Consider the following 25,114-nt stretch of genomic DNA (forward strand, 5'->3'; position numbering starts at 1 on the left):
ATGGGGTGAGGGTGGTCCCTTTCTGTCCGTCGGCGGGTGCGCCCCGCGGTGCGGGGAGGGCCGGTGCCGCGTGCTTGCTGGCGTGACGGCGGCCCTGTCTCGGTGCGGTGGGTGGAGCGCGGGCGCCGGGCACGGACGCGGGGGCCGGAGCCCCTTGCTTCGGCGGTGACCCGGTCGTTCCGCACCCTGGGGAATGCGGACGACCGGACTGCCGTGGCCGTGCCCGGCGCCCCCGCGCCACCCGGCCGCGCCACCCCCTCGGGTGAGGACCGGGGACGCCCCGTGACACGGTCGGGGGAGCACCCCCCACCTGCCCGGGGCGCCGCCCGACCCGAGGGGCGAGGTGGCGCACCTCTACATCACACCCGGACGGCACTGGTTAGTAATGTGGCGGACCCTGGCGAAGCCTGGCGAATGCTCGCCTGGCACATGACGGAGCATCTAGCCTGAACCAGCCGAGGAACCTGGGGGCTTCACGTGAGCAGGGGACCCAACACCCGACTCGCCGATCTGTTCGTCCTGGCCGGATGGTCGAAGGGCGAGCTCGCACGGCTGGTCAACCGGCGTGGTGCGGCCATGGGAGAGCAGCAGCTGTCCACCGACACCTCGCGGGTCCGGCGCTGGATCGAGCACGGAGAGATCCCGCGCGATCCGGTGCCGAGGGTACTGGCGTCCGTGTTCACGGAGCGGCTCGGCCGTGTCGTCACCATTGAGGACCTCGGTCTGGAACGACACCGGCCCACCAGGACCGGAGCGGCGCAGTCCGCAGCACATCCATGGGAGCCGGATCGTACGGCCGCGGTCCTCACCGAGTTCACGGGAATGGACCTCATGCTCAACCGACGTGGATTGGTGGGTGCGGGCGCCGCGCTCACGGCCGGGGCGGTCATCGCCGACACTCTCAAGGGCTGGCTGGGCGGGGACGCCGTCGCGTACGCGGCCGCCGCGCCGGGCCCCCGGCAGGTGGTCACCCAGGGCGGGGCCCGCCCGGTGGTGGACGTGTACGACGCGGGCCCGGTCGGGCTCGACGAGGTGGAGGCACTGGAGCGCTCGGTCCAGGTGTTCCGCGCCTGGGACGCGGCGCGCGGCGGCGGCCTCCAGCGCAAGGCGGTGGTGGGACAGCTCAACGAGGTGGGCGGGCTGCTGACGCACCGCCACGGCCAGGCCGTGGAGCAGCGGCTCTGGCTGGTCGCGGCCAACCTCGCCGTGCTGGCCGGCTGGATGTCGCACGACGTCGGCCTGGAGTCGACCGCGCAGAAGTACTTCATGATCGCCGCCGAGTCGGCCAAGGAGGCCGGCGACCGCCCCCGGGCCGGTGAGGCGATCTCCCGGGCCGCCCGCCAGATGGTGCACCTGGGCCGCGCCGACGACGCGATCGACCTGATGGCCGCGGCCCGGGCGAGCGGCGGCCGGGTGCTGCCCAGAACCCGGGCGATGCTGAACACCGTGGAGGCCTGGGCGCACGCCTCGGTCGGGCACTCGCAGGACACCCGGCGGCTGCTCGGCGAGGCCGAGGACCTCTTCGCCGAGGACGTGTCCGAGCCGCCGCCCTCCTGGATGCAGCTCTTCGACGAGGCCGAGCTGCGCGGGATGCAGGCGCTGGTGCTGCGCACCCTGGCCGAGCACGACCTGACGGCCGCTCCGGAGGCGCGCCGCCAGGCCGAGCGGGTGATCAAGCTGCGCGAGGGCACCGGTCAGCTGCGTTCGGCGCTGTTCGACCGGATCACGCTCGCCTCGGTGCACTGGCTCAGCGGGGAGCCCGACGCGGCGGAGCTCCAGGCCAAGATGGTGATGAACCTGATCGGCCAGAACTCCTCGCACCGCACCTGGGACCGGTTGCGCGAGATGTACCGGCTGACCGCCCGCTACCGGGGGCTGCCGGTGGTGGACGAGCTGCGGGTGGAGCTCGGGCGGGAGTTGCGGCAGGCGGACGCCAAGAACCGGCCCAGGTTCGCCTGAGCCGGCCGCGGTCCGTCCGAGCCACCCGGTGCTCCGGGCGTTCGGGGCTGTGAGCCGCCCGGGGCCCGGCGTCGGCCGGGGGCGGCCTGCGTCAGTCGGGGTCGGCGGGGCGCAGCAGCATCCGCAGCGCCGTCACGGTGCCGTCGTTCCCGAGGACCGGCTCGCCCGCGCACTCCACCGTGGTGCGCGCACCGTCGGGGTGGCTGACCTGGAGGGTGCCGAAGGCGTGGCGGCCGTGCACCAGGGCGTCGGTCATCATCCGGCGCAGCTGCGGCCGGTCCGCCTCGGCGAGCCGGTCGGGCAGCCGGTCGAGGCTGAGCGGTCCGTGCCCCGGGTCGCAGCCGAGCAGCCGGTACACCTCGGCGGACCACCGGACGTCGTCGGTGAGGAGGTCCCACTCGGCGGAGCCGACCACGGGACCGGAGTGCGCCTGCGTCGTGCCGTCCACTCTGCCGCCCACCGACCCGTCGTCCGCCCCGGTGTCCGTCCGTCGGGCATCGCTGCGGCGGGCGGCCCGGCGGGCGGCAGTGGCAGGCATGCTCATGGCGATTCCATCGGGTCGAGGCCGGCGCCGGGCCGGCGGAGAGGGAGGTGGGGAGGGTGGCCGCGGGGTGGCCGTGAGGTGGGAAGCTGTCAAGCAGTGAGAAGACTGTCGCACAGCGGAGTCACCCTCGTGGGGGATTTGAGCAGATCTCTGGCAAAATTCCCCCGGCATATGCCACTGCGGCAGGAGGGTCGATCGCCCTGTGTGCGGCGAGGTGTCCGAGGCGGTAACCTTCGGTGATTCCGGCGCCCGGGCGCCCACCGCAGTACCGACCACCGACCCCGGCGACGGAAATCCCGTTGCCACTACGACCGCCGCAACGGATGCTGACCTCATGTTCGAGCCAGTGATAGCACCCAGTGCCAGCCTCCTCGGCCTCCTTCAGCGAGGCCGCGGTGACGGGCAGCTCCACGCGCTGGCCGCCGACCGTACCGACGCCATCGCCGCGCTCCAGGAGTGCGTCACCAGGGACCCGAGAGCCGACTGGCAGGTCGAGAACCGCTCCCTCTACTACGCGCGCCTCTACATGGAACTGGAGGCGCCGCTCGACGGCATCGAGGACCACCTCCACGACCCGGAGGACCTCCTCGACGACGACGAGTACCGCACCGGTCTCGCCCTGTCCGTCCTGGGCCACCTCGCCGCGTACGGCCGGCGCGACGCGCTGCTGATGCTGCGCGAGTACGCCGCCACCGGCACCAACTGGGCCTGGGCGCTGGACGAGCTCGCGCTGCGCGACGACGACCGCGGCCTGCTGCTGCTCGGTACCGCGGTGCTGGACCGGTTCCCGCCGGGCCCCGAGGGCGACGCCGAGCTGCGTGAGTTCATCCGCGGCGCGTACGAGCCACGGCCGTGGCGGCTGTGGGCGGCCTACCACCCGCGGGTCGCGGCGGCGAGCGAGCAGTCCCCGTTCGACCTCTGGCAGCGCCAGGTGAACCGCACCGGCGTGACCCCGGGCTGGTCCACCGCCGACGTGCTCGTCTGGGCCGACCAGGGCGAGCTCGGCGGCCTCGGCGCCGCCGCCTTCGCCGGCCGGCCCGAGCGCCCGGAGCCCGCCCGCGACGGCGGTGATCCCGCCGGCCCCGATGCCGTGGACCGCAGGGCCGCCGCCGCCGCCCGCTGCCTGGCCGCCGTGGTCCGCCCCGAGGACCGCCCCGCCGTGCTGGAGGCCGCGCGGAACGGACTGCCCGGTGCCCGCCGGGCCGCCCTGCGCTACCTGGTCGACCAGCGGGACCCGGCCGCCGCCGGCCTGATCGAGGCCGCCGCCGCCGATGTCGACGACCGGACGGTGCGCGCCGCCCTGGAACTGATCGGCCGGATGCGCGGCCCCGAGGCGCTGGCCCACGCCCGCCGCTGGGCCGACCCGGCCACCGGCGGCGCGGACAGCGCCCTCGGCGAGGCCGCTGTCCGACTGCTCGCCGACGCCGGGGAGCCCGGCGACGCGGCGCTCGTGGTGGCCGGGCTGCGCCGCTGGATCTCGGTCCGCGGGGTCGGCGGCCCCGGGCTCGGGTCGCTGGTCGACGGTGCGGGGCGGCTTGCCGCCGCCGAGGCCGTCCCCGTCCTGCGCCACATCTACGGCGAGGCCGCCTCCTCCGAGCTGCGCGGCCGGGCCGCCCGCGCGCTCGCCGCGACCGACGTGGCCTTTCCCGAGGGCCCGGCCGTCGAGTGCCTCTGGGACTGCGAGGAATCCACCCGTGAGCTCGCCGCGAGGCACGTCGCCACCACCGGCGACGCCCGCGTGCTGGAGCGCCTGCGCCGCCTCGCGGCCGACCCGGCCGAGGAGGCCGAGGTCCACGCCGCCGTGCGCGGCCGGCTGACCGCCGCCCGCGAGCGAAGTCGGTAGGACCCCCCCGACACCACACCCGGGGCGACACCCCGATCCCGGGTACGACGAAGCGGGCCGGGCACCGGATCAGGTGCCCGGCCCGCTTCGTCGTACCCGGGAGGTCCTCGGTGGAACCGCGTTCTACTTCACCACGCCGGCGTCGGCCGCCAGGGTGCCGGTGCTGACCAGGACGATGATCAGAATGCCCAGCGCCACCCGGTACACCACGAACGGCATGAAGCTGTTGTTCGAGATGTACTTCAGGAACCACGCGATCGCCGCGTAGCCGACCGCGAAGGCGATCAGGGTGGCCAGGATGGTCGGCCCCCAGGCCGGTGAGGGGCCCTCGCCGATCTTGGTCAGCTCCAGCAGGCCGGAGGCCAGCACGGCCGGGATGGCGAGCAGGAACGAGTACCGGGCGGCCGCCTCGCGGCTGTAGCCGAGCAGCAGCCCGGCGCTGATGGTGCCGCCGGAGCGGGAGACGCCGGGGATCAGCGCGAGTGCCTGCGCCATGCCGTAGGCGGCGGCGTGCGGCAGGGTCAGGTCGGTGATCGGCTTGGCGTGCCGGACGGCCCGGGTCCGGTCGGCCACCGCCAGGATCAGGCCGAAGACGATCAGCGTGGTGCCGATGATCCGCAGGTCGCGGAGGTTGGTCTCGATGGTGTCCTGGAACAGCTTGCCGAGGATGCCGATCGGCAGCGTGCCGATGATCACGAACCAGCCCATTCGGGCGTCCTGGTGCGAGCGCAGCGCCGGACGGAACAGCGAGAGCGTCCAGGTCTTCACGATCGAGGCGATGTCCCGGCGGAAGTAGATCAGCACGGCGGACTCGGTGCCGAGCTGGGTCACGGCGGTGAACGCCGCACCCGGGTCGTCCCAGCCCAGCAGGGCCGAGAAGACCCGCAGGTGGGCACTGGAGGAGATCGGCAGGAACTCGGTGAGCCCCTGGATCAGGCCGAGGACGGCTCCGTGGAACCAGTCGATCACCGGACACCCGCCCGGGGTATCCGTCGCTCGATGAGCATCAGCGGTCCTTGTAGGTCGGTGCGGGAGCATGCCGTCGGCATGCACGGGGCACATGCCGATGGCATGCGAACCGCCGGGTCCGCCCGGCGCTCGGGCTGCGCGGGCCCGGCGCGCGCCTGATGCTACGCGGTGAAGGTGACAGCCTCGCTTCCGCCCCCGTTCCGGCCTGCCCGGTCCGGGGGCGGCCCGGCTCCGCTCAGCGCGGGACGGGGCGGGCCCGGACCCAGGTCCGGTCCTCGGTCAGGTGGGCGTCCACGGCCAGCCCCGCCTCGGCCAGGGCCCGCTCGAACGCGGCGGTGTCGAGCGGGCGGGACAGGAAGGTCTGGGTCCAGCGCGCGTCCGGGAACTCGTACTCGACGTGCACCGAGTTCACGCCGTCCCCGACCGGGGTGACCGACGCCACCCGCACCAGCCCGTCCCGGCCCAGCGGACGCTCGCGCGGCACGTCGCGCATCCAGTCCTCGCCCTCGCGCTGCAGCAGCACCAGGCCGTCGTCCGCGACGTGCCGCCGGCAGGTGTCCAGCAGCCCGCGCCGGACGGCCGGGTCGCCGGCGTGCACCAGGAAGGAGGCGAGCAGGACGACGTCGAACCGCTCGTCGAGGTCCAGCCGCTCGATCGGGCTGCGCACCGTCCGGGCGCCCCGGACCCGGGCCAGCATCTCGGCGGACTCGTCCACGGCCGTCACCGTGAAGCCGAGGTCGAGCAGGGGGTGGGTCATCCGGCCCACCCCGCAGCCCAGCTCCAGGATGCGGGCTCCGGCGGGCACCGCCTTCCTGATCACCTCGGGCTCGCCGTTCAGCGGCAGCCGCTCGTACATCTCCACCGCGCACCCGTCCGGGGTGATCGGGCCCGGTCCGGTTCCCTCGTACCCGTTGCGTCGTTCATCGGCCATGCGTCCCATCGGAGCACGGGCGGGCCGGACGGGGAAGAGGGCGACGCGGTGCCCCAACTGCTTGCTCCATACCCCTGGGGGGTATATGTTCGATGACGACGAACCGAGGGGCACGGCACGGAGCAAGCGGAGGACGACATGGCGCATCCCGCCCAGCACGAGCACGAGCGCGGACACCTGCACCAGCACGCCGAGCACGGCCACGGCCACGAGACGCACGCCGGCCACGCCGGTCACGGCCGCCACGGTGGTCACGGCGACGGTGGGGCGAGCTGGCGGACCGCCGCCCAGGCGACCCTGCACTGCCTCACCGGCTGCGCCATCGGCGAGATCCTGGGCATGGTCCTCGGCACCGCCTTCGGCCTGCACAACGGTGCGACCGTGGTGCTCTCGGTGCTGCTGGCCTTCGTCTTCGGCTACGCGCTGACCATGCGCGGTGTGCTGAAGGCCGGGCTGGACGTCCGCGCCGCCGTCAAGGTCGCGCTGGCCGCCGACACCGTGTCGATCCTGGTCATGGAGCTGATCGACAACACCGTGATGGTCACCGTGCCGGGGGCGATGGACGCGGGCCTCGGCGACGCGCTGTTCTGGGTCGCGCTGGCGGGCTCGCTCGCCCTCGCGTTCACCCTGACCGTGCCGGTCAACAAGTGGATGATCGGCCGGGGCCGCGGCCACGCGGTCGTCCACGCCCACCACCAGCACTGACCACGAGCGGGTTCGCCCCCGTCTCCCGGGTTCGGCCGGGAGACGGGGGCCGCGGTGTCCCGGGTCAGGCCCGGTCGAGGGCGGTCAGGGTCTCGCGCAGCCAGGCCAGCTCGGCCTCGGTGGTGGCGCGGGCGATCAGCAGCATCCCGCGTCGGAACGGGTCACCGAACTCCTCGGCGCCCACCGGGCGGGCGCCGTCGTAGAAGAAGCTGGCCGGCTCGCTGAGGAAGGCGAGCCGGCGGCGCAGCACGGCGGCCTGTGCCCGCGGGTCGCCGTCGAGGTGGCGCAGGAAGGCCAGCACGGTGAACCAGCGGTTCTCGTCGCTGATGTCCAGGTCCTCCGGGGTGCGGAGCCGGTCGAGCAGCGCGGTCCGGCCGGCCTCGGTGAGGTGGAGGGTGTGCCGGGGCGCCGCCGCCGTACCCGGTTCGGTCGTACGGACCAGCAGGTCGTCGGCCTCCAGGCGTTTGATCGCCGGGTAGAGCGTGCCGTCGCTGATCGGCCGGACGTGTCCGGTGAGTGCGGCGAGATGGCGGCGCAGCTCATAGCCGTGCAGTGGCCGGTCGCGGAGGAACCCGAGGATCGCGAGCTTCAGCATGGGGCCACTCTCTCAGATCGGGCTGCGTCGACTCGCTGTCGCTATACCTCGCCGCCGAGGTATGGTCCTTCGGTCGAGGTAATCCGCGGCGCCCCGCGGGCCGGGCGTCCGGCCCCGCGTCAGCCCTGCTCTGCCCTGCTCAGCCCTGCCCCGAGAAGGAGTACGACCATGCGCCAGGCCATCGTCACCCCGAGCGAGGACCGGATCCGCTGGGTGGAGGTGCCCGGTGCCGAGCCGGCCCGGGTCTATCTGCACGGCCTCGGAGCCAGCTCGCCCGTCTACTTCGCCGGTGCGGCGGCCCACCCGCTGCTGGCCGGGCGCCGCTCGCTCCTGCTGGACCTGCTGGGCTTCGGCATCAGCGACCGGCCCACCGACTTCCCGTACACGCTGGAGGCCCACGCCGACGCGGTGGCGGCGGCGCTCGACGAGGCCGGGCTGGCGGAGGTCGAGCTGGTCGGGCACAGCATGGGCGGCGCGGTGGCGATCGTCCTCGCCCACCGGCACCCCCGGCTGGTCGCGAACCTCCTCCTGGTCGACGCCAACCTCGATCCGATCACGCCGGTCCGCCGCCCGGGCAGCAGCGGGATCGCGACCTTCGGCGAGGAGGAGTTCCTGGCCGGCGGCCGGGAGGAGGTGCGGAGGTGGGTCGGGCCGCTCTGGTGGTCCACGATGCGGCTGGCCGGTCCCGAGGCCCTCCACCGCAGCGCCGTCCACACCGCCCGGGGCACCGTGCCGACCATGCGCGAGACCCTGCTGGACCTGGAGATCCCCAGGACGTTCCTCCACCCGCAGGCCGACGGCGAGCTGCCGGGGGCGGAGCGGCTGCGGGCGTCGGGGGTCGAGGTGGTGGCGGTCCCGGACTGCGGCCACAACATCATGTTCGACAACCTGGACGGGTTCGCCGCGATCGCCGCCACCGCGCTGGCCCGTCGAGCCTGAGACCGCTCTGCCCTGGCCCTTCGCCGGGTGGCCGCGCGCCCTGGCCGGCGATCGATCCGAAACCGCTCGCCGAGACCCGGGCTTCGAGTTGCTGCCGGCCCTCCGCGACCGCCGGGACAGCCTCGCCGCCACCGCCGACCTCTCGCGCGTCCTGCACCGCCGACTCGACGCGATGACCGATGCCCGTGCGAGCGCCCGGACCCTCGCCCGCGTCCTCCGGAACGCGCTCCGGGAGGTCGAGGAGGCCGCTGCTGACTTCCACTCAAAGCACTGTCTCCCACGCCGCGTTGACCAGGTGGACCCGAGGTGAAGGACGCTGCCCGGGATCAGTAGGATCCACCCGTCCCAGGGGAGGAGACGGGTGTGGGTGCCGACTGGTGCGAGCGGTGCGAGATGTCGTGGTGCGATTGCCCGGCCGACGGGTCGGTGCCGCGACTCGACCGTGCGATGGCGGTGCTGGGTGCCACCTGGGCGGGCTGGCCGACCGGGGCGACGGCCATCGTCTCGCCCACCGGCTACGCCCATCTGCCGGGGTGCTTCCATCTCACGGAGAGCGTCCTCGCCGCGCCCCGGTACGGCTGGGTGACCGAGCCGGTGTCCGGCCACCACGTCACCCGTGCGCAGCCCCTGCGGGCCACCGCGGGCAACCGCGACCGGATCGCCACCAAGTCCTGCCCGACCTGCTTCGAGTGAGCCGCCCGGGGGTGGGCGCCGGGCCCTGTCGACGGCCCCGCGCTCACCCCCGCAGCAGGACGAACCGCAGTGGCGTCCCCGGGCGGGCCTGGGCGGCCGCGGCGAGGTCCGCGGGCGGCACGACGCCCACGACGGGGTAGCCGCCGGTGGTGGGGTGGTCGGCCAGGAAGACCACCGGCCGTCCGTCCGGCGGGATCTGGACGGCGCCCAGCACCATGCCCTCGCTGGGCAGTTCACCGCTGACGGCCCGGCCGACCGGCGGGCCGTCGGTGCGCAGCGCGATCCGGTTGCTCGCCGCCGCCACCCGGTACCGGTCGCGGGCCAGCCGGGCGACCGCGTCCGGTGCGAACCAGTCGGCACGCGGCCCCGGCCGCAGCCGCAGCACCAGCTCGGTCGGGGGAGCGGGCAGGGGCACCAGGTCGGGCGCGGGCCGGTGGGGCGGGGGAGGCCCGACCGGCAGCACGTCGCCGACGGCCAGTGGCGCCGGGCCCAGCCCCGAGAGCAGGTCGGCCGAGCGGCTGCCGAGCACCGGGGGCACCGCGATCCCGCCCGCCACCGCGAGGTAGCCCCGTACGCCGTGGGTGGCGGCGCCGACCTCCACCAGGGCGCCGTCGGGGACGACGACGGGCGCGCCCCAGGCGGCGGGCCGCCCGTCCACCAGGACGGCGGCGGGCGCGCCGGTGACGGCGACGACGGCCGGCCCGTGCGCACGCAGGGCGACCCCGCCGAGGGTGGTCTCCAGCGCGGCCGCGCCGGGCCCGTTGCCGACCAGGCGGTTGGCGGCGCGCAGCGCGGGCTCGTCGAGCGCGCCGGCCCGGGGCACGCCGAGGTGGGCGACGCCGCGCCGCCCGAGGTCCTGCACGGTGGTCAGCGGCCCGGGCCGGACGACCGCCAGCGACCGGTCGGCCGAGGGCCCGCCGGGCGCCGTCACCCGGCACCGCCGCGCACCGCGGTGAAGCGGACCCGCACGCCCGGGGCCAGCAGGGCGGCCGGCTCCCGGGAGGGGTCCCAGAGCGGGAGGCCGGTGCGACCGAGGAGCTGCCAGCCGCCGGGAGAGGAGCGCGGATAGACGCCGGTGTAGGGGCCGGCCAGGGCGACCGAGCCGGCCGGGACGGAGCTGCGGGGGGAGGCCCGGCGCGGCGTCCCGTACTGCCGCGGCAGGCCGGTGAGGTAGCCGAAGCCGGGGGCGAAGCCGCAGAAGGCGACCACGTACTCGGGCGCGGTGTGGATCCGGACGGCCGCCTCGGGGGAGACCTCCCAGAGCGCCGCGACCTCGGCCAGGTCGGCGCCGTCGTAGACGGTGGGCACCTCCAGCAGGGGGCCGGGGGCGGCGCCGGCCGCCGTGGGGCGGGCGGTGCGCAGCAGGGCGGTGAGCGCCCGGACGTCGGCCACGCCGTCGAGCAGGACGGTCCGCGCGGCCGGGACGATCTCCTCCACCGGGGTCAGCTCACCCGCCGCCTGCCGTTCGCGCAGCCAGCCGTACAGCGCGCCGACCTCGGCCGTTCCGGCGACCTCGACCAGCAGCGCCCGCTCGCCGACCGCCCGGACCAGGAGTGCGTCGCCGACCGGGGCGCCCGGAGGCCCGCCGGCGGGCGCGCCGCCCGCCGGGCCCGCCGTCCCGCCGCCGGTCGTCACGCGAAGGGCTCCACCCGCACGCCCGCCGAGGCGAGCGCGCCGCGGATCCGCCAGGCCAGCTGGGCGGCCCCGGGAGTGTCACCGTGCACGCACAGCGAGCGCGCCTCGACGCCGATCGGCTCGCCCCCGACGGCCTCGACCACGCCGTCCCGGGCCATCGCGACCGCGCGCGTGATGACCGTCTCGGGGTCGTGGATGACGGCGTCCGGTTCGCTGCGCGGCACCAGGGTGCCCGCCCAGGTGTAGGCGCGGTCGGCGAACGCCTCGGCGACCACCGGGAGCCCGACGCCCTCGGCGACCGCCAGCAGCCGCGAGCCGGGCAGGCCGAGCACCGGGAGCGGGCCGTCGCAGACCGCCCCGGCCCGCAGCACGCCCGCGACCACCGCCTCGGCCTGTTCGGCGTCGGTCACCACCCGGTTGTAGAGGGCGCCGTGCGGTTTGACGTAGGAGACCCGGGAGCCCGCCGCGCGGGCGAACACCTGGAGGGCGCCGATCTGGTAGGCGATCTCGTCGGCCAGCTCCTCCGGAGGGACGTCCATCGCCCGGCGGCCGAAGCCGGCCAGGTCCCGGTAGGAGACCTGGGCGCCGATCCGTACGCCGCGCTCGGCGGCCAGCGCGCAGACCCGCCGCATGGTGGACGGATCTCCCGCGTGGAAGCCGCAGGCGACGTTGGCGCTGGTCACCACGGAGAGCAGGGCCTCGTCGTCGGTCAGCGTCCAGCGTCCGAACCCCTCGCCGAGGTCCGCATTGAGATCGATCACCGCATCGGCCACGCCCGTCCGCCTCCCAGCAGCTGTTGAGCCAGATCGTAGGGCCTGCGCGTGACGGCCGTCGCCGCTGCCCGGGTCGTTGCCGGGTGCACGGGTGGGAGCGCCGCCCGGGCGTCCCCCGGACGGCTCAGCCGGCGACGGTGGCGGCGCCGGCGGCCCGGTCCAGCGGCCGGAGCGCGCGCAGCACGACCAGCAGCGGCAGCACGCCGACGATGCCGAACGACATGTCGATGAATCGCCAGTACAGCGGGATGCCCCGGAGCGGTCCGCAGACCAGTGCCAGCGGGATGACGCCCGCGCAGGCGAGGACGGCCCACCGGACGACCCAGATGTTGCGGACCGGGTCCTTGATCGGCCCCCAGAACGCGGCCGCGATGACCAGGTGCGCGAAGGCCAGCCAGTCGGTGCCGTAGGCCAGGAAGGGGTAGCGGGCACCGGTGTCGGCGACGCCGTCGCGGATCCGCTCGATCCACTCCAGGACGCCCGGCAGGTGGTCGGTGACCGGGGCCGCCGGGCCGGTCGCGAGCCCGGCCAGCCAGCGGGTCTCGGTCTCCAGCGGGAAGGCCGTCAGACCGCTCAGGACCAGGCAGACCACGAAGGCCCAGAGCCACCGCCGCACCCGCCGGAGTACGGCCTGTTCGGCTGCGGGCGGGGTTCGGGTCAAGCTTTCGGACGTGCCGTTCATACCGGTCGACCCCCATGCCGGAGAGGAGCTGGGACGGGCTGTCCCACCTGCACGGAAGTGACTCTAGACGGTCGAATTGAACGTGTTCAACTTGCCCTGGGCCTGCCCCCGCGCCCGGGCTCACCCCGGGGAGCCGCGCGGGCCGCCCCGCCGCCGCCGAGCCCCCGGGCACGCGGAAGGGCCCGGCGCCGCTCCCGGCACCGGGCCCCGCCGTACGACCCCGTCAGGCCGTGTACGTGTACCGCCCCGCCGCGACCGGCGCACTGGTCCCGCCGGCGGTGGTCACCGTCACGTCCACCACGCCGGTGCCGGCCGGGGCGGTCGCCGAGCAGAGCGTCGGCCCGCACGAGTGGAGGGTGGCCGGCACCCCGCCGAAGAGCACCGTGCCGGCGGCCAGTCCGCTGCCCCGGACGTAGATCCTGGTGCCCCCGGCGGCCGGCCCGGTGCTCGTGGTCAGACCGGTCACCACCGGCGCGGGGGGCGCCGGGGGAGCCGCGCCGGTGTAGTCGAAGGCGTGCGGCGCGGCCGCGGAGCCGCCGGGGGTCACCACCGTCACCGGCGCGCTGCCGGCGCCCCCGGGCGCGGTCACGGTGCAGGTGGTGCCGGTGCAGCCGCCGGTCGCGAGGGCGTCGCCGAACAGGACGAAGCCGTTGTCCAGGCCGGTGCCCGTCAGGGTGACGGCGGTGCCGCCCGTCCCGGGGCCGGTGGTCGTGCCGATACCCGTCACCGCCGGGACGGGCGGGGCGGCCGGGGTCTGCGGGCCACTGCCGAGCAGGTGGTCGGAGACGTTGTCGGACGGGTCGGTGTCGTTCCGGTTCGCCGCCGTGACCTTGATCGTCCCGGTCGGCCCGGTGCCGTGGGAGGCCACGTAGACCTTCATGAACTCGCTGCGCCCGGGAGCCCGGGTGCCCGTGAAGAAGGCGTCCAGCCGGCGGCCGTCGGGGGAGACCGTCTCGGTGAAGGAGTAGTCGGGGAGCGAGGTGATCGCCGCGCCGCTGGTGGTCAGACCGGCCGGCAGTTCGACGGTGAGGTGGGTGACCCCGGTGAGGTCGGCGGTGCCGGAGGAGGTCCAGGTCACCGAGAAGTTGGTGCTGTCGACCGGGAAGATCGGGTAGTTGCCGGCCTGGGTCACGCTGACGTTCGGGCCGGTGGCCGCCGTGCGGGCGGCGGTCGCGGCCGGGGTCGCGGCGCCGGCCGCCGCGGTGCCGGCGGTGAGCGTGGCCACGGTTAGGGCGGCGGTCAGGCCGCCTCGTACCAGTCGGATGATCATATGAGGCATGATGGCCGTGGGGACCGGATCGTGCGGGTACTTTCCCGAAAGCCGGTTCCACCGCCCGCGGTGCGACCGCCTGTCCGGGCCGTCCGTAAGGTCCGTTTCGGTCGATGTCGGTGCCTACCTCTAATCTTGTCCACCGTGACCGCCATCGCTGACCCGCCCACCGAGTCCGGGCCCCGGCCGCCCGCCGGGCCCGCCGCCGCCGCGCGGCCCGCGCCCGGCCCCGCCGCCGACGAGGGCCTGGCCCGCCGGCTCAAGGCGCTGGCCTGCACGGCCCCGCTGCACGACCTGGACAGCCGCAAGGTGATGCTGGCCGGCGAGTACGGCGGCTACGCGATGGCCGAGGTCGGCCTCGCCGCCATCGACCTGGTCACCCTGCACATGGACTTCGACACCGGGGCCGACCGCGAGATAGTGCTCGCCCGGCTGCTGCCCCGGGTCGCCGCCCAGGCCGCCACCCGCCCGACCGCCGAGCACGAGCGGGTCGCCCGCTGGGTGCTGGAGTCGCTGATCAACGTCGGCAGCGTCGACCGCGGGTTCCGCGCCGTCTACGGCACCTTCGGCCAGGACGGCGCGTACGTCCGGCGCGACTACGACTTCAAGCTGATCGAGGAGGTGCCCGGCCCCGACGGCGGCGTCTACCTGCGCACTACCGACGAGGCGGTCAACGTCCTGGTCGGCGCCCTCGACACCGACGTCACCTCCGCGCAGATCGCCGCCGAGGTCAAGCTGGAGGTGCTGATCCGGCGCGGCCGGCTGGCCGACGCCCAGCTCGCCGCCGAGCAGGCCCGCTACCGCACGGTCCAGTACGCCGAGACGCTGCGCCGGGCCCTGGACGCGACCCGGCGCAACGTGCGCGCCGTCGACTGGATGCAGGCCGTCCCCGACCTCATCGACGAGGCGCTCGACCACATCGCCGACCGCTACCGGCACGAGAACGCGATTCTCACCAACATCCGCAAGGCCCGCGACGAGGCCGAGGAGCCCGAGCACAAGCGCCGCGCCGCCGAGCTGGTCGACATCGTCAAGGACTGCATCCGCCGCCACACCCAGCTGCAGACGCGCCTGCTGGAGGCCGGCCCGCTGTTCCGCGCCGAGCAGGACCGCCAGGCCTTCGCCGCGCCCGGCGCCCGCAGCGGCATCGACCTCTACGGGCAGCTGCTCGCCCCCGTGCTGCGGCTGCCGGTGGAGCAGGCCGTCCGGCCGACCGGCGCGTTCTTCACCCGCGGCACCGGTCTGCGCACGCCGGTCTCCGTCCGGGTCGCCGACCTGGTCGACCTGCTGCTCACCCCGCCGGTCGAGCGCGAGCACCTGGGCGCCGAGCTGCCCGATCCGGACCTCGTCGCCACCCCCGACGACAGCCGGTTCACCGAGGCGCAGCTGGAGGCCGCGCTGGTCCTGCTCGACCTGCCCGCCGACGCCCCCCGCCGGCTCTCCGGGCTGCTCGCCGACGCCCGCCGACAGGATCCCGAACTCCCCTACCTGGTCGCCCTGCTGGCGGTGCACGCGGCCAGCCCGCCGGTCGGCACCGCTTACCGGCAGGGGGAGGAGCGGCTGCTCTTCGCGGTCGACGACGGCACTCCGCTGCGGGACCGCGAGTTCGGCGGCGCCGACCTCATCGTCGGCAGCGCCCTGCTGGACGCGGCCGGCATGGCGGCCGACCGCAAGGACGCCAGTTGACGACCGGACAGCCGACGCACCCCCGGCGCCGCCCCGCGGCAGCCGAGACCGACCGCCCCACCACCCGCACCAGTGGCAACACCCCCGAGGAGCACCGCCCGTGACGACCCACCACGACACGTCCTGGGCACCCGAGGCCGAGCCCGCCGCCCCGGCCCCGATCACCCCGGCCGACGTCGCCGACGCGGCCCGCCTGGTCTCCTTCGGCCTGCAGGCCAAGCTGCTCCCCGCCCGCGACGCCGAGTACGCCGAGCTGGTCCGCCGCCACCGCGAGGACCCGCCCTTCGCCCGCCTCGCCGACGCCGTCGCCACCGGCATGGGCCTGGTCGTCCTGGAGGTCTCGCCGCGCGCCGGCATGGCCGTGGCCGCCGCCGAGGACTCCGTCTTCGCGGTCCGGATGGGCGACTACTCGCGCCGCGCCGCCTCCGAGTCGACCGACCGCTTCCTGCACGGCCTGGCCCACCTCGCCGTCGCCGCGATGGCCTTCCCCCGCCCCGAGGACCTCGCCGACGACGGCTACCTCGGCCGGATCACGGTCAACGGCGTGGACGCCTTCGTCCGCCAGGCCTGCCGCCGGCTGGAGGAGCAGGCCGAGGCCGACGGCGCCAACACCGACCCGCAGAGCGACGCCCCCGGCCTGGAGGCCGCCTGGCGGGTCTGGGCCCGGCGCACCGCCACCGGCGCCACCAAGGACGCCCGCCGGCTGTCCGGCTCCACCATCGGCATCGTCGCCAAGGCCGTGATGTTCCTGGTCGACTCCGGCTTCCTGCAGAAGACCTCGGACGACGCCGGTGGCACCTACCGCACCACCGCCCGCTACCAGCTCCAGGTCCGCGACCTGGCCGGCAGCGCCGCCATGGCCGAACTGCTCGACCTCGGCATCGTCCCGGTCTCCGACGGCACCGCCAGCCTGCTGCCCCCGGACACCGGGGACGAGCTGGTCGCCGACGCGGGCCTGCCGTTCCACGCGCTCTGACCCCGGGCCCCCCACCCGGACCGGCCCGCCGCGCCACCGGGCCGGGCACCCCTGACCACGCACTCCTGACCCACCCGCACTGGAGAACCGCCGCACATGTACGAGCTCAACCGGGTCCGCCTGTACTCGATCGGACCGGCCGGCGCCCGCTACGCCGACACGGTGCTCGACCTGCGCGGTGTCGGCGAGCCCGTCTCCGACCCGGCCCCCCAGCAGATCGGCCTGTTCGGCGAGGAGCCGGACGGGCCGATCCGCCGGCCCGCCCCCGCCGGGGTGCTCTTCCTGGAGAACGGCGGCGGCAAGTCCGTCCTGCTCAAGCTGATCTTCTCGGTGATGCTCCCCGGCCACCGCAACACCCTCGGGGGTGCCAGCTCCGGCGTGCTGCGCAAGTTCCTGCTGGCCGACGACTGCGGCCACGTCGCCCTCGAATGGCAGCACACCGTCACCGGTGAGCCGATCGTGGTCGGCAAGGTCAGCGAGTGGCGGGGCCGGCAGGTCTCCTCCGACCCGCGCAAGTTCGCCGAGACCTGGTACTCCTTCCGCCCCGGGCCGGGCCTGACGCTGGACTCCCTGCCGGTCGCCGAGCGGGTTAGCCTGGCCGGCGACCAGAAGGCCCGCGGCCGCCGCCGCACCATGAAGGGCTTTCGCGACGCCCTCACCGAGGCCGGCAAGGCCCACCCCCACCTCGACCTGGTCTTCGAGGACGGCCACGACCGCTGGACGGAGCACCTCGGCGAACTCGGCCTCGACCCCGAACTCTTCCGCTACCAGCGCGAGATGAACGCCGACGAGGGCGAGGCGGCGGGCCTGTTCGCGGTCAAGCACGACAGCGACTTCACCGACCTGCTGCTGCGCGCCGTCACCGACACCCGGGACACCGACGGCCTGGCCGACCTCGTCCACGGCTTCGCCGCCAAGCTCGGCCGTCGCGCCGAGCTCACCGCCGAACGCGACTTCACCGCCGGCTCGCTGGAGCTGCTGGAGCGCATCGCCGAGTCCACCATCGCGCGGGAGACCGTCCGCGAGGCCCACCGCACCGCCGAGCGCCGCACCCGCCGCCTCGCCCACGCCCTGACCTCGCGCGCCGCCGCCGAACGCGACCGCGCCCAGGACCTCTCCATCGAGGTCGCCGCCGCCGCGAGCGCCGTCACCGCCGCCGAGGCCGACCGCACCCGGCACACCCTGATCACCGCCGAGCTGACCCACCGGCACGCCACCCTCGGCCTGGCCGCCGCCACCACCGAGGCCGCCGCGCTGCGCCGCGAGCTCATCGACGCCCGCACCCTGCACTCCGCCTGGCAGGCCGCCGAGGCCGTGCTGCGCCAGCGCGCCGCCGCCGACCGGGTGGCCAGGGTCGCCGCCGCGATCCGCGAGGCCGAGCTCGACGCCGCCCCGGCGCTCGCCGCCCGCGCCCGCGCCGCCACCGCGCTGGCCCGCGCCCTGGAGAGCGCCGCCGCGGCCGCCGAGGAGCGCGCCGACACCGAGGAGCAGCGCGCCGGCGAGCTCCAGGCGGACGGCGCCAAGGCCCAGTCCGACGCCACCGAGGCCGCCACCGCCGCCCAGAAGGCCCGCAGCGAGTCCGACCACCTGCGCCAGCGCCTCGCCGAGGTCGAGCGGGAGACCGCCGCCGCGGTCGAGGCCGGCTGGATCGACCCCGGAACCGCCGAGCCCGACCCGGCCCGCGCCGCCCTGCACGCCGCCGACGTGGAGAAGACCGCCGCGGCCGCCCTCGCGCAGGCCCGCACGGCCGCCGAGGCCGCGGCGGCCCGGCTGCGCGAGGCCGCCGCGGCCACCGGCCGGGCCGAACTCGCCGAAGCCCGCGCCACCGACGCCCGCAAGGCCGCCGCCCAGGCGCTCGCCACCGAGCAGCGCACCGCGGCCCTGCTCGCCACCGAGCCCCGGCTCGCCGACCTGCTCTCCCTCACCCCGTACCAGGAGGGCGCGGACGAGGCCTCCGGCTTCCTCACCCCCGCGGTCCTCGACCGCTCCGCCGAGACGCTCCGGGAACTGCTCGACGACGCGATCGCCACCGCCGAACGGACCCTGTTCGACCTGCGCACCGCGGCCGCCGACGACTCCCGCATCCTCGCCGCGCTCGGCGACGGCGGCCTGCTGCCGCCCGGCCCGGACGTGCTCGCCACCGTCGAGTACCTCGCCGAGCACGGCATCCCCGCGCTGCCCGGCTGGCGCTACCTGGCCCAGTCGGTCGACCCGGCGGACCACGAGGCGATCCTCGCCGCCAGGCCGGAGCTGGTCGACGGCGTGGTGATCACCGACCCCCACTCGCTGGACCGGGCCCGCGAGACGCTGCACTCCGCCGCGCTGCTGCCGCGCTCCACCGTCGCGGTCGGCGCCGCCGCCGCGCTGATCGCGCCCATCACCGGCGAGCCCGCCTTCTTCCTCGTCCCGCCGAACCCGGCCATGCACGACGAGACCGCCGCCGACGGCGAGCGCCGCGAGCTGCGCTCACGCGCCACCGCCCGCGAGGAGCACATCCGCGAGCTGGCCGCCCGGCTGGGCGGCGACCGCGCCCTCGCCGCCCGCCTCGCCTCCTGGCACGCCAGCTGCCCGCCCGGCACCCTCGCCGACCTGGCCGCCGCCGCCGAGGCCGCCCACGAGCACGCCGAGCAGGCCGCCGCCGCGCTGGCCACCCTGCGCGCCGACCACGACGAGGCCGAGAGCGACCACGCCGCCGCCGCGTTCGCGCACGAGGAGCAGCGCGAGGCCGCCCAGCAGGCCCGGCGCCGCGCCGACGCCCTCTCCGGCCTCGCCTTCCGCCTGCGCGAGCGCGCCGGCTGGACGCGGAGCCTGCGCGAACTCGCCGAGGACGCGACCGAGTGCGACCGCCGCCAGGCCCAGTGCGCCGAGCGCGCCCGCACCTGCGACGAGGACCGCCGCGCCGCCCAGCGCGCCGCCGACGACGCCCGCCGCACCGCCCGCACCCTGCGCGCCGAGCGCGCCGAGATCCCCGCCGCCGAGCAGGCCGACGAGCCCGCCGCCGCCCCCGTCGCCCTGCCCGCCCTGCGCGAGGCCTACCGCGCCGCGTCCCAGCTGTACGAGAAGGTCGGCGTCGGCGCCGACCTCCGCGCCGAACAGGCCCGGGCCGAGGGGGACGAGGCCGCCGCCGCGACCGAACTCGACCGGCTCACCAACAAGGTGCGCACCCGGGCGGAGGAGCTGCTGGGCAGCCCCGACGGCGCCGACGGCCCGGCCCGCCAGGCCGCCGCCGCCCGCGCGGAGGAGCTGGTCGCCACCATCGAGGCCCGCGCCGCCGCCGCCAGCGAGCAGCTCGGCCGGCTGCGCGGCGAGGCCGAGCGCTCCGCGCCCGCCGACGGCGAGGCGCACACCGAGCTGCCCGAGGACCTCGTCCCCACCGACCCCGAGCACGCCCAGGTCCTGCTGCGCACCGCCACCGCCCGGCTGGCCGAGCGCCGCGAGAGCGTCGACGCCGCCCGCACCGCCCACGCCGACCTGCAGCGGACCTTCGACGCCGCCCAGGCCGCCGCCGCCGACTTCGACGAGCACGCCGGGCAGCTGCGCGACGGCCTGCGCGAGCACCAGGACGAGGACGGCCGCCCGGTCGAGCCCTACCTGGGCCCGCTCGCCGACGCCCGGACGGCCGCCGCCGAGGCCCGGCGCGCCCTGCGCACCGCTGCCGGCGAACTCTCCGCCGCCGAACTCGCCGTCCGGGACGCCTCCGACGCCCTCGTCCGGCACGCCAACGCGGCGCGCTACGAGGCCGTCCGCACCCCGGCCCGCCAGCAGATCCGCGAACTGCCCGCCGCCGCCCTGCCCGACCACGCCGCCGCCTGGGCCACCGCCTTCGCGCCCCGGCTGCGGGTGCTGACCGACGAGCTCGCCCAGCTGGAGCGCAACCGCGGCTCGATCGTCGACCGGCTGCGCGGCCTGGTCGAGTCCTCGCTCACCACGCTGCGGGCCGCCCAGCGGCTCTCCCGGCTGCCCGAGGGCCTGGGGGAGTGGTCCGGCCAGGAGTTCCTGCGGATCCGCTTCGAGGACCCGGACCACGCCACCCTGGTGGAGCGGCTGGGCGAGGTGATCGACGAAGCCACCCGCGCCGCCGTCCGGAAGAACAGCGACCTGCGCCGCGACGGGATGTCCCTGCTGCTGCGCGGGGTCGCCGCCGCGATCGGGCCGCGCGGCGTCAGCGTGGAGATCCTCAAGCCGGACGCGGTGCTGCGGGCCGAGCGGGTCGGCGTCGGCCAGATGTCGGACGTCTTCTCCGGCGGCCAGCTGCTCACCGCGGCCATCGCGCTGTACTGCACGATGGCCGCGCTGCGGGCCAACGACCGGGGCCAGTCCCAGCTGCGGCACGCCGGCACGCTCTTCCTGGACAATCCGATCGGCCGCGCCAACGCCACCTACCTGCTGGAGCTCCAGCGGGCGGTCGCCGACGCGCTCGGCGTCCAGCTGATCTACACCACCGGCCTGTTCGACACCACCGCGCTGGCCGAGTTCCCACTGGTCATCCGGCTGCGCAACGACGCCGACCTGCGGGCCGGCCTCAAGTACATCTCGGTGGAGGAGCACCTGCGCCCCGGCCTGCCCGCGCCGCAGGACCCGGACGGCCCGGCCATCCACGGCGAGATCACCGCGACCCGGATGTTCAAGCGCCCGGTGGAGGCCCCGGGCCAGGCCTGACCCCCGCTACCCCGGCGCCACCGACCCGCCTACCGTGGGGGCATGCTGACGATCGCTCACTTCAGTGACATCCACCTCGGCCAGGAGTGGCGCCGGGACAGCGGCGCCCGCGCGTACCGGCGGGCCGAGCGGGTGATGGCGTACCTCAACGCCCTGCCGGGCCCGCTGGACGCCGTCCTGGTCACCGGCGACCTCGCGGACCACGGCCTGCCGGCGGAGTACGAGCAGGCCGCCAAGGTGCTGGTCTCCCGCCACCCGGTGCTCACCTGTCCCGGCAACCACGACCGGCGCGCGCCCTACCGGGAGGGACTGCTGGGGGAGGCGCCCGCCGACGGCCCGGTCAACCGGCGGCACGAACTGCCCGGCGCCGACCTGCTGCTGCTCGACTCGTCGATCCCCGGCCGCGACGACGGCCTGCTCGACGACGGGACGCTGGCCTGGCTGGACGCCGAGCTGGCCGGGGGCCGTCCGGACCGGCCGGCGCTGGTGGCCTTCCACCACCCGCCGGTCGTCCTCCACCTCCCGACCGTCGACCCGATCCGCCAGTTCGGGGAGGAGCGGCTCGCCGAGGTGCTGGCCCGCCACCCCCGGGTGGCCGCCCTGCTCTGCGGCCACTCCCACACCGGCGCGGCCACCGTGTTCGCCGGTCGGCCGGTGCTGGTCGCGCCGGGTGTGGTGTCGACCGTCACGCTGCCCTGCGAGGGCGGCCCCGGGATCAGCTTCGAGCAGCCGCCGATGCTCGCCTTCCACGTCCTGGACGACGACGGCCGGCTCACCACCCACTACCGGGCCGTCGTGCCGGCCTGACCACCCACCCGGGCACCCTGCGCGGTGGGCACCCACGGCTGGGGCGTCGTCCCGGTCGGGGGGCCCGCCGGGCGCGGCACCGGCCGGACCCCGGCGGGCGCCCGGCTGCCGGCCATCGGCGAGGCGGAGTTCGGCCCGCGCATCCGCTGGGCGGCGACCTGGCGCGAGATGAGGATCTCCAGCAGGCACCACATGGTGCCGAACACCCCGAGCCCCATGGCCATCAGCGCCGGCGTCATCAGCCAGCTGTCCGCGTACGAGCCAAGCGCCGCGACGACCAGGCCGACCAGGGTGAAGGACAGGCAGAGCACGGCCCGGACGGCGGCTGCGCGCACCTCGTCGGGCAGGCGACGGCGGCGACGGCGTGCGGATGGCATCGGGCGACCCCCAGGCGCGCTCACGACGGCGGGACGGGCGCGCCGGAACGCGCCCCTGCGCACCACTCTGCCCCGTGGTACCCGAACCATGCGCGGGAATCAGCCGAACTGCCGTCAAATCGTGTGATCTGCACCGGAAACCGCGTCCGCCGGGCGAATCACCCCAGCTGCTGGTCGAGCTCCGCCAGCGCGCCCTCGGCGATCGTGCGCATCGCCCGCTCGGCGTGGGCCGCGTCCCCCGCGCAGATCGCCTCCGCGACCTCGCGGTGCAACCGGATCGCGTACGGCTCGGGCTGATGAGGCATCAGATGGTACTCCGTGCGACCGGTGAGCACCGCACCGACGGTGTCCCCGAGGTGGGCGAACATCTCGTTGCCGGAGGCCTTCAGGACGGTCGCGTGGAAGGCGATGTCGTGCCGGAGGAAGGTGGTCAGGTCGGCGGCCCGCGCCGTCATCGTCAACTCTCCGGCGAGGGAGAGTAGTTCGCGGCGCTCGTCGTCGCTGGCGTGCCGGGCGGCGAGCGCGGCCGCGGCCGGCTCCACCGCGACCCGCAGCGAGCCGAGCGAGCGCAGCTGCGCGGGCCGGTCGGTCCCGGCCAGCCGCCAGCGGATCACCAGCGGGTCGAAGACGTCCCAGGCGGACTTCGGCTGGACGGTGCTGCCGACCCGCCGCCGGGAGGCGACCAGCCCCATCCCCTCCAGGATCCGCACGGCCTCGCGGACCACCGTCCGCGACACCCCGTACCGCTGCTCCAGCTCCTCGGCGCGCAGGACCGCCCCCTCGGGGATCTCACCGGAGGCGATGGCCGGTCCGAGGTCGGCGAGCAGTCGGCCGGGCAGCCCCTGGATCTCCATCCGGCCAGCCTAGAGGGCCCGGTCGGCCCGCTCGCCGGGCGGCCCCCGCAACGCGCAAAAGTATGACGATTTGGTTTCCGACCCTTGAATACGTCATATCTTTGGAGCGATAGTGGCGGCCTGGCAACGAAGGAGCACCACCCATGGCTCTCAGCGTCGAGAACCACGACACCCCCGCGTCGCCCCTCACCCTCGTGGTGATGGGCGTCTCCGGTGTCGGCAAGACCACCGTGGCCCGACTGCTGGCCGACCGCCTCGACCTCCCCTACGCCGAGGCGGACGACTTCCACCCGCCCGCCAACATCGCCAAGATGTCGGCCGGCATCCCGCTGGACGACGCGGACCGCGCGCCCTGGCTGCGCGCCCTCGGCGGCTGGCTGGGGGAGCGGGCCGAGGCCGGCACCGGCGGCGTGGTCACCTGCTCGGCGCTGAAGCACCGCTACCGCGACACCCTGCGCGCGGCCTGCCCGGGCGCCTTCTTCCTGCACCTCAGCGGGGGGCACGAGCTGGTCGGGGACCGGCTCGCCCACCGCACCGGACACTTCATGCCGCCGTCGCTGCTCGACTCGCAGTACGCCGCCCTGGAGCCCCTCGGGGCGGACGAGCGCGGTGCCGTCCTGGACGTCGGCCCGACCCCCGAAGAACTCGTCGAGATGGCCGTGGCACTGCTGCGGCCCGTCAATGGAGACCTCGCGTGACCCCCACCCTGCTCGCGGCGGCCGCCCCACCGGCCCTGCCGCACACCGACAGCGACGCCCAGCTGCTGATCGCGGTCCTGCTCAGCATCGGCGCCATCGTGGTGCTGATCACCCGGCTGAAGCTCCACCCGTTCCTTGCCCTCACACTCGGCTCGGGCCTGCTGGCCGCCGTCGCGGGCGCCCCCTTCGACAAGCTGCTGGGCAGCTTCTCTACGGGGTTCGGCGCGACCGTCGCGGGCGTCGGCCTGCTGATCGGGCTCGGCGCGATGCTCGGCAAACTGCTCGCCGACTCCGGCGGGGCGAACATCATCGCCGACACCGTGCTCGCCCGCTCCGGGCCCAGGGCGCTGCCCTGGGCGATGGCGCTGATCGCGGCCGTCCTCGGCCTGCCGCTGTTCTTCGAGGTCGGGGTCGTCCTGCTGATCCCGATCGTGCTGCTGGTGGCCCGCCGCGGCAACGTCCCGCTGATGCGGATCGGCATCCCCGCGCTGGCCGGGCTCTCGGTGCTGCACGGCCTCGTCCCGCCGCACCCCGGTCCGCTGGTGGCCGTCGACGCGCTCAAGGCCGACCTCGGCATCACCCTGGCGCTCGGCCTGCTGATCGCCGTGCCGACGCTGATCGTCGCCGGCCCGCTGTTCGCCCGGCTCGCCGAGCGCTGGGTCGGCCCGCTGGAGATCCCGCAGGCCACCGCGCCCGAGGAGACGGAGAAGCCCGCGCACACCCCGGGCTTCGGCGCGGTCCTCGCCACCATCCTGCTGCCGGTCGCCCTGATGCTCGGCAAGGCCCTGGTCGACGTCGTCGTCGACGACCCGAAGGCGATGCCGCAGCGGATCTTCGACTTCATCGGCTCGCCGCTGATCGCCCTGCTCGCCGCGACCCTGCTCGGCATGGTGACGCTCGGCCGGGCGGCCGGCTTCACCAAGGACCGGATCTCCGACACCGTCGGGAAGTCGCTCGGCCCGATCGCGGGCATCGTCTTCATCGTCGGCGCGGGCGGCGGCTTCAAGCAGACCCTGATCGACGTCGGTGTGGGCAACGCGGTCAGCGAGTGGTCCGCCAAGTGGCACATCTCGGCGCTGCTGCTCGGCTGGCTGATCGCCGTGCTGATCCGCCTGGCCACCGGCTCCGCCACGGTCGCCACGATCACCGCCGCGGGCATCCTCGCCCCGCTCGCCGCCGACATGTCCGCGACCCACGCGGCGCTGCTGGTGCTGGCCATCGGCGCCGGTTCGCTGTTCTTCTCGCACGTCAACGACGCCGGCTTCTGGCTGGTGAAGGAGTACTTCGGGATGAGCGTCGGCCAGACCCTCAAGTCCTGGTCGGTGATGGAGACCGTGATCTCGGTCGTCGCCATCGCCCTGATCATGCCGCTCAGCCTGATCATCTGACCGCGCCCCCGCGCCCCGGAGGGCGGTACCCGTCTCCACGGGTACCGCCCTCCGGCGTTGCCCGACGGCGGGCCGCACGGCCCGACCGCGGCCCGGCGGGCAGCCGAGCGGGTCCTGGGGACCGCCCCGGC

The 25,114-nt window shown here is 75.5% G+C and carries 22 protein-coding genes; 11 read left to right on the forward strand and 11 right to left on the reverse strand.

The genetic code is table 11. The features are described 5' to 3' along the window. The first annotated feature begins 477 nt into the window (after nt 1-477). Nucleotides 478-1,959 (forward strand): hypothetical protein, encoded by a 1,482-nt coding sequence (locus ACIF6L_RS33370; RefSeq protein WP_329490838.1) that lies wholly within the window; start codon nt 478-480, stop codon nt 1,957-1,959. Nucleotides 1,960-2,050: 91 nt separating this feature from the next. On the opposite strand, the gene ACIF6L_RS33375 is transcribed toward ACIF6L_RS33370, so the two are convergent. Continuing rightward, nucleotides 2,051-2,503: a hypothetical protein gene (locus ACIF6L_RS33375; protein ID WP_359808380.1), complete on the reverse strand. Its 453-nt coding sequence runs from the start codon at nt 2,501-2,503 to the stop codon at nt 2,051-2,053. Nucleotides 2,504-2,837: 334 nt separating this feature from the next. Between ACIF6L_RS33375 and ACIF6L_RS33380 the strand changes: the two genes are divergently transcribed. Further along, on the forward strand, nt 2,838-4,346 hold the full coding sequence (locus tag ACIF6L_RS33380; RefSeq protein ID WP_396491338.1) for a HEAT repeat domain-containing protein: 1,509 nt from the start codon (nt 2,838-2,840) through the stop codon (nt 4,344-4,346). Between the two features lie 123 nt (nt 4,347-4,469). Here the strand turns inward: ACIF6L_RS33380 and ACIF6L_RS33385 are convergent, their stop codons facing one another. Both ACIF6L_RS33385 and ACIF6L_RS33390 read right to left on the reverse strand, forming a co-directional pair. Then, nucleotides 4,470-5,312, reverse strand: coding sequence for an undecaprenyl-diphosphate phosphatase (locus ACIF6L_RS33385; protein WP_329492356.1), 843 nt, complete (start codon nt 5,310-5,312; stop codon nt 4,470-4,472). A gap of 238 nt (nt 5,313-5,550) precedes the next feature. Beyond that, nucleotides 5,551-6,246 (reverse strand): class I SAM-dependent methyltransferase, encoded by a 696-nt coding sequence (locus ACIF6L_RS33390; protein ID WP_329490841.1) that lies wholly within the window; start codon nt 6,244-6,246, stop codon nt 5,551-5,553. A gap of 138 nt (nt 6,247-6,384) precedes the next feature. On the opposite strand from ACIF6L_RS33390, the gene ACIF6L_RS33395 reads away from it, so the two are divergent. Continuing rightward, nucleotides 6,385-6,951: a DUF4396 domain-containing protein gene (locus ACIF6L_RS33395; protein ID WP_396491339.1), complete on the forward strand. Its 567-nt coding sequence runs from the start codon at nt 6,385-6,387 to the stop codon at nt 6,949-6,951. Nucleotides 6,952-7,015: 64 nt separating this feature from the next. On the opposite strand, the gene ACIF6L_RS33400 is transcribed toward ACIF6L_RS33395, so the two are convergent. Next, entirely contained in the window at nt 7,016-7,546 is a 531-nt protein-coding gene (locus ACIF6L_RS33400) for a PadR family transcriptional regulator (RefSeq protein WP_396491340.1), read from the reverse strand. A 168-nt stretch (nt 7,547-7,714) separates the two neighbouring features. Between ACIF6L_RS33400 and ACIF6L_RS33405 the strand changes: the two genes are divergently transcribed. Continuing rightward, nucleotides 7,715-8,485 (forward strand): alpha/beta hydrolase, encoded by a 771-nt coding sequence (locus tag ACIF6L_RS33405; protein WP_359837233.1) that lies wholly within the window; start codon nt 7,715-7,717, stop codon nt 8,483-8,485. Nucleotides 8,486-8,848: 363 nt separating this feature from the next. After that, on the forward strand, nt 8,849-9,178 hold the full coding sequence (locus ACIF6L_RS33410) for a hypothetical protein (protein WP_329490846.1): 330 nt from the start codon (nt 8,849-8,851) through the stop codon (nt 9,176-9,178). A 43-nt stretch (nt 9,179-9,221) separates the two neighbouring features. Here ACIF6L_RS33410 and ACIF6L_RS33415 read toward each other — a convergent pair whose 3' ends face one another. From ACIF6L_RS33415 to ACIF6L_RS33435, 5 genes are all read right to left on the reverse strand, one after another. Continuing rightward, on the reverse strand, nt 9,222-10,109 hold the full coding sequence (locus tag ACIF6L_RS33415) for a biotin-dependent carboxyltransferase family protein (RefSeq protein WP_329490847.1): 888 nt from the start codon (nt 10,107-10,109) through the stop codon (nt 9,222-9,224). Further along, nucleotides 10,106-10,729, reverse strand: coding sequence for a 5-oxoprolinase subunit PxpB (gene pxpB, locus ACIF6L_RS33420; RefSeq protein WP_329492357.1), 624 nt, complete (start codon nt 10,727-10,729; stop codon nt 10,106-10,108). The genes ACIF6L_RS33415 and pxpB overlap by 4 nt, the downstream gene beginning before the upstream one ends. Nucleotides 10,730-10,809: 80 nt before the next feature. After that, nucleotides 10,810-11,586, reverse strand: a complete 777-nt coding sequence (locus ACIF6L_RS33425) for a 5-oxoprolinase subunit PxpA (protein ID WP_352295067.1) — start codon at nt 11,584-11,586, stop codon at nt 10,810-10,812. Nucleotides 11,587-11,710: 124 nt separating this feature from the next. Further along, the gene (locus ACIF6L_RS33430; RefSeq protein ID WP_396491341.1) at nt 11,711-12,247 is read right to left on the reverse strand and encodes a hypothetical protein; all 537 of its coding nucleotides are present in this window, start codon (nt 12,245-12,247) and stop codon (nt 11,711-11,713) included. A gap of 244 nt (nt 12,248-12,491) precedes the next feature. Beyond that, nucleotides 12,492-13,538: an IPT/TIG domain-containing protein gene (locus ACIF6L_RS33435; RefSeq protein WP_396491342.1), complete on the reverse strand. Its 1,047-nt coding sequence runs from the start codon at nt 13,536-13,538 to the stop codon at nt 12,492-12,494. A 144-nt stretch (nt 13,539-13,682) separates the two neighbouring features. On the opposite strand from ACIF6L_RS33435, the gene ACIF6L_RS33440 reads away from it, so the two are divergent. The 4 genes from ACIF6L_RS33440 to ACIF6L_RS33455 all read left to right on the forward strand — a co-directional run bounded on the left by ACIF6L_RS33440 (nt 13,683) and on the right by ACIF6L_RS33455 (nt 21,666). Next, nucleotides 13,683-15,224, forward strand: coding sequence for a hypothetical protein (locus ACIF6L_RS33440; protein ID WP_396491343.1), 1,542 nt, complete (start codon nt 13,683-13,685; stop codon nt 15,222-15,224). Between the two features lie 100 nt (nt 15,225-15,324). Next, nucleotides 15,325-16,200, forward strand: coding sequence for a hypothetical protein (locus ACIF6L_RS33445; RefSeq protein WP_329490851.1), 876 nt, complete (start codon nt 15,325-15,327; stop codon nt 16,198-16,200). A 96-nt stretch (nt 16,201-16,296) separates the two neighbouring features. Next, a complete protein-coding gene (locus ACIF6L_RS33450; RefSeq protein WP_396491344.1) occupies nt 16,297-20,859 on the forward strand; it encodes a hypothetical protein in 4,563 nt (1,520 codons plus the stop codon). A 42-nt stretch (nt 20,860-20,901) separates the two neighbouring features. Beyond that, a complete protein-coding gene (locus ACIF6L_RS33455) occupies nt 20,902-21,666 on the forward strand; it encodes a metallophosphoesterase (RefSeq protein WP_396491345.1) in 765 nt (254 codons plus the stop codon). On the opposite strand, the gene ACIF6L_RS33460 is transcribed toward ACIF6L_RS33455, so the two are convergent. Further along, a complete protein-coding gene (locus ACIF6L_RS33460) occupies nt 21,642-22,043 on the reverse strand; it encodes a hypothetical protein (RefSeq protein WP_396491346.1) in 402 nt (133 codons plus the stop codon). The two genes, ACIF6L_RS33455 and ACIF6L_RS33460, sit on opposite strands and share 25 nt — an antisense overlap. Nucleotides 22,044-22,201: 158 nt before the next feature. Next, on the reverse strand, nt 22,202-22,897 hold the full coding sequence (locus tag ACIF6L_RS33465; protein ID WP_329490856.1) for an FCD domain-containing protein: 696 nt from the start codon (nt 22,895-22,897) through the stop codon (nt 22,202-22,204). A gap of 143 nt (nt 22,898-23,040) precedes the next feature. On the opposite strand from ACIF6L_RS33465, the gene ACIF6L_RS33470 reads away from it, so the two are divergent. After that, the gene (locus ACIF6L_RS33470; protein WP_329490857.1) at nt 23,041-23,595 is read left to right on the forward strand and encodes a gluconokinase; all 555 of its coding nucleotides are present in this window, start codon (nt 23,041-23,043) and stop codon (nt 23,593-23,595) included. Continuing rightward, nucleotides 23,592-24,983 carry a gluconate:H+ symporter gene (locus ACIF6L_RS33475; protein ID WP_329490858.1) on the forward strand — a complete coding sequence of 464 codons (1,392 nt, stop codon included), beginning with the start codon at nt 23,592-23,594 and terminating at the stop codon, nt 24,981-24,983. Before ACIF6L_RS33470 ends, ACIF6L_RS33475 begins: the two co-directional genes overlap by 4 nt. The last annotated feature ends 131 nt before the right edge of the window (nt 24,984-25,114 follow it).

Origin of the sequence: Kitasatospora sp. NPDC086009 (assembly GCF_044540385.1) — a bacterium.
Classification (GTDB): domain Bacteria; phylum Actinomycetota; class Actinomycetes; order Streptomycetales; family Streptomycetaceae; genus Kitasatospora.